Origin of the sequence: Rhodohalobacter sp., assembly GCF_041686455.1 — a bacterium.
Taxonomy (GTDB): domain Bacteria; phylum Bacteroidota; class Rhodothermia; order Balneolales; family Balneolaceae; genus Rhodohalobacter.
The window spans coordinates 35,316-46,828 of the sequence record NZ_JAWLDW010000009.1; the positions used below are offsets into that span (position 1 = coordinate 35,316).

Sequence of the window (11,513 nt, forward strand, 5' to 3'; positions counted from 1 at the left end):
GAGTAAAAGTTTTGTAATATTAGTGCCTTTAAACTTATCATACAAAGCCGGCTTTAATTCTACCGGTTAATGTTAGTTAAGGCGTATAAATGCACTATCTCAATGAACTGGGAAAATATAGTTCACTACTTTATCAAGCACTAAGGTCTTCTACTGAGTTTAGTACCTACCGTAAGAATTTATTTCAGGAGCTTGTAAAAGTTGGTTACGACTCTGTTCCCATTATAATGCTTACGGGAATATTTACAGGGTCAGTGATGACACTGCAATCAGCTTATCAGCTGCAGTCTGCATTTATCCCCCTTTCCACAATCGGTGCTATTGTATCAGAGTCGATATTAATAGAATTGGCTGCCGTAATTTCAAGTTTGGTGCTGGCGGGTAAAGTAGGTGCAAGGGTTGCTACAGAACTTGGAACGATGAGGGTGAGTGAACAGATTGATGCATTGGAATCGATGGGTTTTAATTCGGTATCTTTTTTAGTTGTACCAAGGGTGCTCGCCGGAATTTTTATGTTTCCGGTTCTTTATATAGTGGCAAGTGTTTGTGGCATTACCGGTGGTGTGGCAGCCGGATTTTTCTCGGGCCAGGTTCCGCCGGCCGATTTCCTGCAAGGTGCGCGGATGTACTTTTATCCGTGGAACGTTATTTTCGGGTTTACTAAAATGATTGTTTTTGGGTTTATTATTACTTCTGTTGCCTGTTATAAAGGGTATTTTGCCAGAGGTGGAGCGGAAGGTGTTGGGAAAAGTACTACAGATGCCACAGTTTTAGGGTGTATTCTTGTACTGTTGGCAGATTTCTTATTAGCGGCTCTGTTACTATGATCGAAATTCAACAACTTAAAAAATCTTTTGGCGATCTACTGGTATGGCAGGACGTCTCATTCAAGATTCGTGATGGTGAGACTGTTGCCATTATTGGCCGGTCTGGCTGCGGGAAATCCGTGCTCCTTAAGCATATCAATGCGCTGTTAGAACCTGACTCAGGTAAAGTACTTATTGACGGGGAGAATATTTTTGATCTGGACTATGTGGATAAGAGAATAATGCGACAAAAATTTGGTGTATTGTTTCAGGGATCGGCACTTTTCGATTCTATAAATACGTTCGAAAATGTAGCTTTCCCCCTTCGTTATTTTACGGATCAGACCGAAGAGGAAATCCGGGAAAATGTTATGCAATCTTTGAAATATGTAAACCTCGAAAGTGCAGCTGATAAGGAGACTTCGGAATTATCCGGGGGGATGAGAAAGAGGGTGGGTATTGCCCGAGCTATTGTTCTAGAACCGGAATACATCATGTACGATGAGCCAACCTCGGGGCTTGACCCGAAAACGGCCGACGAAATTAATGAGTTAATAAACAGTATGTCAGATACTCTGGATATCACCTCAATAATGGTTACACACGATATGCATAGCGTTTTGGATGTAGCGGACAGTGTAGCTTTTCTGGATCAAGGGAAGTTAAGTTGGTCAGGCTCCGTTCAGGAAATGAAAACCAGTGATCATCGCGAGTTGACGAGCTTTATAAGAGCGAGTGAGTATCAAATTTAAGTTATGAATAAAAGGAATAAGGAATGAAGAACGAAGTGAAAATTGGACTCACAGTCTTGCTGGCGATTATTGTGGCGATCGTGGGTTTTCGGTTTATGAGAGATGTCCCCATATTCAGGCAAACTCTTGAAATATCAACTGTTTTTGATCGGGGAGACGGCATCAATAGAGGTAGTTTGGTGAATTTAAAAGGGGTTAAAGTTGGGTCGGTTAGCAGAGTTCGATTAACGTCCGAAAATCGTGTTCGGGTAACCATGCAGCTAAACGAAGATTTGAAAATACCTGAAGATTCAGAAGCTCAACTTACGTCACTTGGTATTGTGGAGGGTAAATCGATTGTGATCCAGTTAGGGGATTCTGAAAATAATGTTGAATATGGGGGAGAAATTGATGGAGTCTACATAGAAGGTGTTAGCGAAGTATTGGGCAGCAAGGGGGAAGAGCTTGCCGGTGATGTCTCCGAGTCACTATCTGAGCTCAATCAGTTTTTACGTCAGCTTAATGCCACGTTGGATGATGAAACCAGAACCTCCGTGGATCAAACTCTGAAAAATGCTGATGAAACAATGCAAATTCTCTCTGAGACACTAGAGAACAATCAGAGGGATATTGACAGTGCCATAAAATCTGCTTCTCGAACGATGAAGCAGCTTGATACATTAACAACCGATAATCGTCCGCGGGTTGATAGCTTACTGGCTTCACTGGAAGAGAATGTAAGTGAACTGCACAAAGTGCGTACCGAACTCGAGGAAGCAACTGGCAACCTGAACCAAATATTGGATAAGGTAAATCGAGGCGAAGGTACAATGGGCAAACTTGTAAACGATCCGTCCTTGTACGAAAATCTGGACCAGTTGACGAAGGAGATGAATGAATTGGTAAAGGGAATTAATGAAGATCCCGGTCGTTATTTGAAACATATGAGCATCATCGAAGTATTTTAGTGATGTCAAAATGATATTACAATCTGAGCATTGAATTGCGGTTCGTAATGTGTTGTCGTATATTTTCAGGCTATTAAAAACATTTTTTTCACATAAATTTAAATTGAAGATTCAGAGGTTTTTCTCATGGGTGTAATGGAAAAAATGAGGAACAGTACCGCGTCAATTTTGTGGATACTGATTTTCTCGTTTGGAATATTGTGGGTTTTGGCAGATACGCAGGTTTTTGATGCGATGGCCGTAGGTCCCAGAAATTTAGGAACGGTAAATGGTGATGAAATCTCGATTGATGAGTACAATCAGCGTGTAAGCTTTTACACAGATCAATTCAGCGAGCAATCCGACCGGCCAATGTCACCAGAAATGAGAGCAATGTATGAAAATCAGGCATGGGAAGATTTGGTTGCAGCGCGGCTTATCGAACAGAAGATTTCTGAACTGGGAATTACTGTTACAGAGAGTGAGCTCATGGATATGGTTACCGGAGATAACCCGGCACCGTTTATTCGCGAGCAATTTCAGCAGGAAGATGGCACCATTGACCAAATTGCTCTTCGTGCTGCAATTGAAGCTCCGGAGAACAGCGAAATCTGGATCATGATTGAGCAGCAGCTGCGTGAAAATAGACGACAGGAGAAGCTTAATAACTTTATCTCTTCAGGTATGCAGGTAAGCTCTCTGGATGTTCGCAATGAATTTATTCGTTCAAATTCATTTGCTGATATTGAATATGTAAGATTCCCCTACAGTGAAATATCGAATGACGAAATTACTGTTTCTGAGGATGAGCTGAGAAGTTACTATAATAATAACTCTTCTCGTTTTCAACAAAGTGAGACCTACAGTTTTCAGTTTGTAAGCTGGGATAAAACTCCTACTTCTCAAGATACTACGAATACGGTTCAAGAAGTTGAAGACTTGAGGCCGGCTTTTGAAGATGCGATGAACGACTCACTTTTTGTCTTGCGGTATCAATCAGCAGTACCATACAGAGGTAATTTTGTAGCGGTTGAAGATATTCGTGAGGACTACAGTCCCGTTATTGATCTGGAAGTTGGAGAAGTATCAGATGTAGTTATTATAAATGGAGACCCGTTTGTATTCAAGAAAATTGATCAGCGCGGAGATGAGATTAAATTTGCTGTACTCTCTTACGGTGTAGAAGCCGATCCCATTGGAACGATTGACAGACTTGCTGAAGAAGCAGAAGAGTTCCAGTTTTATGCCGAGTCTGATGGATTTGATGAGGAAGCAGAACGTCGCGAACTTGAAGTTCAACAGGCAACAGCTACCAAAGATAATCCGTTTATTCCGGGTTTAGGAGCTAGTGAACAGACTTTAAGAACTTTAGAAAATCTTCGTGAAAACAGAATTTCTGATCCGATTGAGCTGGATGATGTATTTATCGTAGCACAGATGCTTGAAAAAACTTCTGAAGGTACAAGACCATTTGAGGAGGTAAGATCTCAGGTTGAAAATGCGGTTCGTACTCAAAAGAGAAAAGAGCTTATGGCTTCAAGAGTAAGTGAAAGGCTGCAAGGAAATTCCGATATGGAATCTTTAGCATCTGCTTCAGATAGAGAAGTACAATCAGCCAGTGACATTCGTATGAATGGTTCAAGTATTCCGGGAGCAGGTCGTGAACTGAGAGTAATCGGTGCTATTTTTGAATTAGAGCCCGGTCAGACTTCCGGTGCTGTTGAAGGTGAAAATGCAGTGTTTGTTGTTCGTGTAGTTGACCTTGAAAAAGGTGATCCGGCTAATATGTCATCTACAGATCGATCTGAGATCAGAAACAGATTGGAGCAAGAGAAATTTATGGCATTCAATGAAATATTTATTGATAGATTGCGTGAAGGAGCAAGTATCACCGACAATCGTAGTCAAATTCTTCGTTAAGAGTTAATATTTATTATTGATCTTGAAAGGGTAGGGGAATTTCTCTTACCCTTTTTTTATTGATAGATTACTCAGAGAATAGATAACCGGTTTTAATGGCTACCCGACAGGATAAAATTTTTATGCAGCGTGCACTCAGCCTGGCTGAAAAAGGATTGGGCTATGTTTCACCCAATCCGATGGTGGGTTGTGTAATCGTTTCTAAGGATGGAGAAATCATTGGAGAGGGTTTCCATGAAAGGTATGGGAAAGCACATGCTGAGGTAAATGCAGTTCGTTCTGTAGAAGACCCTGATAAGCTCAAGAGAGCAACTGTATACGTAACGCTGGAACCCTGTTCTCATCATGGGAAGACTCCTCCCTGTGCAGATATGCTAGCTGAACTTCCAATCTCAAAAGTTGTTGTTGCAATGGAAGATCCCAATCCAAATGTAAACGGAAAGGGGCTAAGTAATTTAAAAGAGAATGACATTCAAGTTGAGGTTGGCCTATTGGAGAAAGAGGCGAAAAAGCTGAATGAAAAGTGGCTCCACGCTTTGGGTACCTCCATGCCATTCGTAACGCTTAAAATTGCACAAACAGCGGACGGATATGTTGCCGCACCGAATGGGGATTCGAAATGGATTTCATGCAAAGAGTCGAGAGCGTTGGTTCATCGATGGAGGAGCCAGGATGATGCCGTACTTGTTGGCAGAAACACTGCATTAAATGATAATCCACAACTTACGGTACGACTGATTGAGGGAAGACAGCCCAAAAGAGTGGTATTGGATGGCCCTTTTGTACTTCCAAAGAATTTAAATCTTTTTTCAGACTCATTTGAGGAGAAGACAGTAATAATAACTCACAATAAAAAGAAGGCAGAAGAAGATGCCGACCCGATGTTGAAAATGCTTCAAAGTAATTATTTCCGGGGTGAGATTATTACAGTAGAAAAGAATGATTCGGGTCATATGAATCTAAGGGAAGCATTTCGTAAGCTCTGCGATTCAGGAATACACTCTGTTCTGGTTGAAGGTGGTCAACAACTTTCAAGTGCGTTGCTTAGGCAGGGACTAGTAGATCAATTACAACTGTTTATCGCTCCAAAGATTTTGGGTGGAGGCACCAAGTCCATTATCAATTTAAATATTAACAGAATGGAAGATATTCGGCCATTCCGAGACTTTATCTGGCATCAGTCAGGTAAGGATATGTTACTAACAGCAAATTTATAGAATTATGTTTACAGGAATAGTATCAGAAATTGGTGACGTTACAGAAATTAAAAAGATTAAAGGCGGACAAGAACTCTCCATTAAATGCTCATTTGCTGATGATGTACATGTAGATGAAAGCATTGCTATAAATGGAGTTTGCCATACCGTTGTATCTCATACCGACGAGGTGTTTAAAGTTCAAAGTGTGGAGGAAACACTACGAAAAACAAATTTAGGTGACCTTACCGAAGGCGGTCCTGTTAATCTGGAGAGGTCTTTAACTTTGGATAAAGCAGTTGAGGGGCATATTGTCCAGGGACATGTTGATACAACAGGTACTATAAAAAAAATAGATCAGGACGGAGCGGATTTACTCATCACCATTGGTTTTCCTGAAGAGCACAAGGATTATATTGTGGGCAGGGGAAGCATTTCGATAGACGGTATCAGCTTAACAATAGCGCGCAATGAAGGTAATGAGTTTACGGTTGCCATTATTCCTTACACGTGGGACGAGACGAATCTCCATTCTAAAAAAGTGGGCGACCGTTTAAACCTCGAATTTGATATTTTTGGCAAATATATCGTTCAGTATCTTCGGAATCGGGAGGGGAAGTAAACCACGTTTGTGTTTACGGTATTTTTAAAACCTTGGATTTCTTCCGGTAGGTGATGAACTTCGTTCCAGGTTATTTAAGAGAGGTAGTTTTTGAAATAATCCCTGAATTTGTGAACTGGAAAGGGATAGCCTAAAGAAGTAGTATTGAAAATCTCCGAATGGATTGAACTGAAATGAAAGATTCCAGCAGATCATATCTCGCTGGAGGCTGAACTGGGAAGGAGTTAATTCCTTCTCGATAAAGTCATATCCAATTCTTGTACTTACATTCCATTTAGGAGTAAGGTTGAACTGAATATTATTTGCATTCAAAACGGCACTTTTTCTGGCATCCTGCCCAAATCGATAGGTCCATCGATAGCTGAAATCGAGGCCAACACTCCATGGGGTATCTGTTCTCTGTATGGGTTGCAAATTGAATCGGGAGTCAACCGGGCTGAAAAAAGTTTGATCCAAGGGGTCGTAGGGCCGGTAGGCCGGTGTGGTAATTCGTGGTCCGCGGCTGCCACCATTAAAACTTGTAGAGAGATTCAGGCTGTAACTCAATGGCTGCAAATATTTGTTACTGTCTTCCCAGATGAATGTGTTGACCTCCCTTCCATTTTCATCTCTTGTGTAGACAGAATAGTTGGCGTTAGCCGAGATTCGAAGCCCGTCAATTACTCTCGATGATAGAGACATATTCACCCTGCCAAAATTCAGGCTATCCGCTGCAAAGTTATAACTGGAATTAGCTGACAAGTTGTCGATTAAACGTAAATTTGTGGATTGGACTTCTCCGGTTGAATCCCGCTTAACCTGTTTGGTTTCAAATATATTTGAAATTCCAAATGACATGGTTCGCTGTTCCCCGGAACCGGGCCCTCGAAATATTTCGTCTTCAAAGATAGAGTAGGTCTGTGTGTTACCCACGGTATCAGACTGAACCTCCCTGTAGTAGCCCCAGAAATCATCGGAAAAATCGGGACTGAAGCTGAAACTTATATTTGGTCTTACCGTGTGCCGAAGTCCCTCGAAGTTTCCAATACTCAATTGGGATATACCGTAAAACGTTGTGTTGAAGCTAAGAGATGTAGAAAAATCGCGTGCCGTTTCAAACTCTCTCACACGTTCAGATTCAATACGATTTTCCTGTTCATTCCACTCCTTTCTGATGGTGGTTGGATACCAGTATTCAGTCAGGTTTATGTTAGCACTAACGTTCAAAAACTGACTGGGGACAATCTGGTTCGCTGAGACTCCTACTCGCTGTTGAAATCCATACTGAATATGCCGGTCATTATCGGTGGCTTCTCTGTATTTAGATGGGTCAAATAGAGCCTCCAGCCAGCTTACACCAGCTGAATCTGCATCCTCAGGAGTAAAATCAAACTCAGACTTGAAGTTATTCCTATAACTGATTGAGATTCGCTCGTACCACTGCTCTTCTTGAAATCCGGTTTGTTCGGACTTAAATGGAGAGAATTGGCGGGCTGAAAAGGTGAACTCAGGCCCTGTCAGTCGGGTTGAGTTTGTGGCAAACTGCTGATTAAGATTTGAAGTGGCACTGAAATTGTAAGTACCTTCAGGATGACTGTATCGATAGGATAAGCGCGAAGTGGTGCTGGTTCTCGCTCGTTCATCCGGGTCAAAAGAGTTTCGCTTGAAATAATTTGACGTTTGAAGATTTATATTTGCTGTCAGGTTCGCATAGGGCGATAGTTGCTGATCATGTGATAGAGAAAGCCGTTTGCTTGTGGTTTCTGTAAAATCGGGATCAGTAGGTTCCAGTCCTCTTTCACGAGAATAACCAAGAGTCAGTGACCCATTATACTGCCCGGTGTTTCTGTATTGAAAGCGGGACTCATTAAAAAAGGTACCAGACGTAAAAAGATCGAAAGATGTTTGTGCTGTAAAATAGTCGTTGAAATATTGAAACCAGCCAAGGTTTTGCAAACCGATTCCACGGGCAGAAGTATTTTGATATACATAAGTGGGTTCAAGAAGTCCGGATTCCCTGCTTTCGATGCCGGCAGGCACGTACCCGAAAGGAAAAACGAGTGGGTAAGGAATATCAAGAATGAATAATCTTGCGTTTGTAAAGAAGACCTCTTCTTCATCAACTACCTTCATGCGGTCTGCCTGTATGTAATAGTACATGTGATCGGGCGGGCAAGTTGAGTAAATCCCCTCTTCAATAAATACTTCACTACGGGATACATTTTTAACTTTCGTGCCAATCAGATATCCATCATCAACTTCTATTTCTGCTACCTCAAATTTACCCCTCTCTGATTCGTAGTTGAAAAGTACGCGAGTACTTCGTATTTCATCTTGTTGCCTGCGCAGAACAGGATATGAGAGAGTATCCTGGGGGTTGTCAGCTATGGCTTCAACCTGATTTATATTCAAATTAAGTTCAATTTCTCCTGCACTCAACTCACCATTTGTATGCTTTACGTTGCTGGAACCGTATAGATTGGCAATTCGCTGGTCTCCGAATTTAAATGTAAGTGAATCCTGGGCCTGAAAGTTTACGGCATCAGGTGCTGACTGTCGGTCGGCTTCACGATTTTGCGGGGATTGTGGGGTTTCTTCTCCCTGAGCTTCTTCTCGTGCATCCTGTATGAGCGTAGTGTCTCTTTCAGCCGCTCTTGGTATAGTGTCGTTAAGTGCGGAAGGGATGGTGTCTTGAATGACTGTTTGCAATGTGTCTGAAACAGCCTGCGCAGATACATTAATCCAAAGTGGCAGGATAAATAGAAGGATTACCCCGAACCGAATAAGCTTGTGATTTGTAAGTGGGGTGTTTTGCATGCATAAAGCTAATCAACGGAGTTCTTCAAATGCAAGACTGGCTGCGCCCAGCAATGCCGCATCATTACCGAGTGATTCGTGGATGATATCAAAATCTTCTCGAAACGGTGGCATTAAATATTTAAGGGCAGTTTGTTTAGCCGGTTCAAGAAGCCATTTTCCTGCTTGTGAAACCCCGCCGCTTACAATGATTTTACGAATGTCTAAAATATGAATGTAATTGACAATAGCATACCCAAGCTTATCACCCGCCTGCTTCAATATATCAATTCCGAGCTCATTACCATCTTCTGCGGCGTTGTATAAATCAACGGGCTCAAGTTTCGAAAAATTTTTCTTAAACTTTTTATAAAGCGGATTTTCCGGATTTTGCCGAATGGTATCTGCAGCAAACCGGCTCAGAAATCTCTGCCCAAGATATGCTTCTACTCCTCCGCGGGTATTACTATTGGACAGGGGTCCGTGGTAATTGATAATTACATGCCCAAGCTCAGCGGCCATTCCTGTTGTGCCACGGTATATCTTGTTATCAATGATGATACCACCGCCAACACCTGTGCCAAGTGTTACCATAATAAAATGGGTATAAGGCTTACCGGCCCCAAAATGTGCTGAGCCTAAAGCGGCCAGGTTGGCATCATTTTCAATTACGCAGTCAAGGCCTGTTCGGCTTTTAATTTCATTAGCTACGTTTTCCACTTTCCACCCCGGTAAATTTGGTGGGTTTTTTACAGTTTTACGATCCAGGCTTACCATACCGGGCAATCCCATGCCAACTCCAACTGGCTTGGTTTCCTGGTCTTCAATTAAGTCTTGTATGGCTAGAGCAATACGGTCAAAAACATGCTCTTTGCCCAGCTCTGCGTGAGTAGGAATTGAAGTGGTTTTCAGAAATCCTCTTTCCCCGTCAACCAATGCCGTCTTGATGTTAGTGCCTCCTAAGTCAATCCCGATGGATATCATAAAACCATAATTTTTTTGAATGAAAGGGAAGCTTAAAAATAGTGAAAATTGAGCAAATGAATAGCCTATTCACCTGATTTAATACGGTAAACTTTTTCATCCGGTTTTCTCATTCCATACTCTTCCCGGGCAATTTTTTCAAGCAGATCAGGATTTTTTTCCAGCTCTTCTATTTTCTTCTCCAACTCAGCAGTTTGCTGCCTGTACTCTTCAGTTTTTTCAATAAGTTCATCTTTTTTGAAATTGAGCTGAACTCTTGTAAACACACTGTATGTGTCTATAAAAAGAAACCAGATAGCGATAAAGCTAACAAAAGCTGCGGCTAAAATAGAGCGTTTCCAGCGAAGCGGATTTAAATAATGGGTTTTCATAGCATTAGATAGATATTTAGACCAAATTAGGTTAAATATTGTGCAGATACAAAAAGTTTGAATTACACTTTAAAAGATCAATACAAAATGTAAGGCGATTGATCTCTTCTTATTCTGATCAGTCTTATGGGATATTGAATGTGTTGTTTAAAGTGCTGGAAGAGGATAGATATATCTTGTTCTGTATGATGTTTCAGAGATAGATTGAAACTAAAAGCCAAAAAAAATAACCCCAGCCGGGTATCAGCCAACTGAGGTTAATCAAGAGAGAGTCATTAAAATATTTGTAACTCATAAAAGAGTCGTGAATCGGGAGGGGCTCGAACCCTCGACCCACGGCTTAAAAGGCCGTTGCTCTACCAACTGAGCTACCGATTCAGCAAATGTTGCAAGACTTCAAAGATAAGGATTCAAAGAAGATAAAATCAAACCAAATCGTAAACTTTTAAGTAAAAAAAATTATTACATGAACTTGGAGTTTGAGGGATGTTAAGATCGTCGCTATAATTGTGGAATGAAGTTATTACATTTGACTATCGAAACATGAAGATCGCCTAAATCGTTTAATTTTCATAAAAGGGATTTAAATATGGCCACTATTTTTACAAAGATAATCAACGGTGAGATTCCGTGTCATAAAATAGCCGAAAACGATTCTCATATTGCTTTTTTGGATATCAATCCAATAGCTGAAGGTCACACTCTAGTGGTTCCGAAAAAAGAGATCGACTACATTTTTGATCTTTCGGATGATCTTTTAGGTGATTCCATGATCTTTGCAAAGAAGGTTGCAAAAGGAATCGATAAGGCGTTGAATCCAATCAGAACGGGAATAATCGTGGAGGGACTTGAAGTTCCACATGCACATATTCATCTGGTGCCGATCTATAAAGAATCTCAGGAAGTCTCCCTGAAACGGAAAGTGGATGTGTCGGAAAACAGAATGAAAGAGCTTGCTGAGCTGATTTCAAATGCTGTGGAGATCTGACAGATGAAAATACTTGTACTGAATGGCCCGAATCTGAACCTGCTTGGCAAACGTGATCCTGAAGTGTACGGATCTGAAACACTGACGGATATTGAAGAGAATCTGCAGGGTGAATTTTCCGAAATTAATTTTGAATTCCTGCAAAGCAACCATGAAGGTGAGCTGATAGATGC

Annotated in this window: 11 protein-coding genes and 1 tRNA gene; 8 read left to right on the plus strand and 4 right to left on the minus strand. The window is 41.3% G+C overall.

Annotated elements, in window-relative coordinates:
- Positions 1 to 89: 89 nt before the first annotated feature.
- From ACESM0_RS02410 to ACESM0_RS02435, 6 genes are all read left to right on the plus strand, one after another.
- Complete coding sequence (locus tag ACESM0_RS02410) at positions 90 to 827, plus strand: MlaE family ABC transporter permease (RefSeq protein ID WP_372903278.1); 738 nt, start codon at positions 90 to 92, stop codon at positions 825 to 827.
- Positions 824 to 1,558: an ABC transporter ATP-binding protein gene (locus ACESM0_RS02415; protein WP_372903280.1), complete on the plus strand. Its 735-nt coding sequence runs from the start codon at positions 824 to 826 to the stop codon at positions 1,556 to 1,558. The genes ACESM0_RS02410 and ACESM0_RS02415 overlap by 4 nt, the downstream gene beginning before the upstream one ends.
- Positions 1,559 to 1,581: 23 nt before the next feature.
- Positions 1,582 to 2,505 (plus strand): MlaD family protein, encoded by a 924-nt coding sequence (locus ACESM0_RS02420; RefSeq protein ID WP_372903282.1) that lies wholly within the window; start codon positions 1,582 to 1,584, stop codon positions 2,503 to 2,505.
- A 144-nt stretch (positions 2,506 to 2,649) separates the two neighbouring features.
- Entirely contained in the window at positions 2,650 to 4,404 is a 1,755-nt protein-coding gene (locus tag ACESM0_RS02425; RefSeq protein WP_372903300.1) for a SurA N-terminal domain-containing protein, read from the plus strand.
- 95 nt (positions 4,405 to 4,499) lie between these two features.
- Positions 4,500 to 5,621, plus strand: a complete 1,122-nt coding sequence (gene ribD / locus ACESM0_RS02430; RefSeq protein ID WP_372903284.1) for a bifunctional diaminohydroxyphosphoribosylaminopyrimidine deaminase/5-amino-6-(5-phosphoribosylamino)uracil reductase RibD — start codon at positions 4,500 to 4,502, stop codon at positions 5,619 to 5,621.
- 4 nt (positions 5,622 to 5,625) lie between these two features.
- Positions 5,626 to 6,222, plus strand: coding sequence for a riboflavin synthase (locus ACESM0_RS02435; protein ID WP_372903286.1), 597 nt, complete (start codon positions 5,626 to 5,628; stop codon positions 6,220 to 6,222).
- 24 nt (positions 6,223 to 6,246) lie between these two features.
- Here ACESM0_RS02435 and ACESM0_RS02440 read toward each other — a convergent pair whose 3' ends face one another.
- From ACESM0_RS02440 to ACESM0_RS02455, 4 genes are all read right to left on the minus strand, one after another.
- Positions 6,247 to 9,018 carry a putative LPS assembly protein LptD gene (locus ACESM0_RS02440; RefSeq protein ID WP_372903288.1) on the minus strand — a complete coding sequence of 924 codons (2,772 nt, stop codon included), beginning with the start codon at positions 9,016 to 9,018 and terminating at the stop codon, positions 6,247 to 6,249.
- A 12-nt stretch (positions 9,019 to 9,030) separates the two neighbouring features.
- Positions 9,031 to 9,981 (minus strand): ROK family protein, encoded by a 951-nt coding sequence (locus ACESM0_RS02445; RefSeq protein WP_372903290.1) that lies wholly within the window; start codon positions 9,979 to 9,981, stop codon positions 9,031 to 9,033.
- A 65-nt stretch (positions 9,982 to 10,046) separates the two neighbouring features.
- Entirely contained in the window at positions 10,047 to 10,352 is a 306-nt protein-coding gene (locus ACESM0_RS02450; RefSeq protein ID WP_372903292.1) for an FtsB family cell division protein, read from the minus strand.
- Positions 10,353 to 10,657: 305 nt separating this feature from the next.
- Positions 10,658 to 10,730, minus strand: a tRNA-Lys gene (locus ACESM0_RS02455).
- A gap of 211 nt (positions 10,731 to 10,941) precedes the next feature.
- On the opposite strand from ACESM0_RS02455, the gene ACESM0_RS02460 reads away from it, so the two are divergent.
- A complete protein-coding gene (locus tag ACESM0_RS02460; RefSeq protein WP_372903294.1) occupies positions 10,942 to 11,340 on the plus strand; it encodes an HIT family protein in 399 nt (132 codons plus the stop codon).
- A gap of 3 nt (positions 11,341 to 11,343) precedes the next feature.
- A partial coding sequence (locus tag ACESM0_RS02465) for a type II 3-dehydroquinate dehydratase (protein WP_372903302.1) occupies positions 11,344 to 11,513 on the plus strand: 170 nt, incomplete at its 3' end.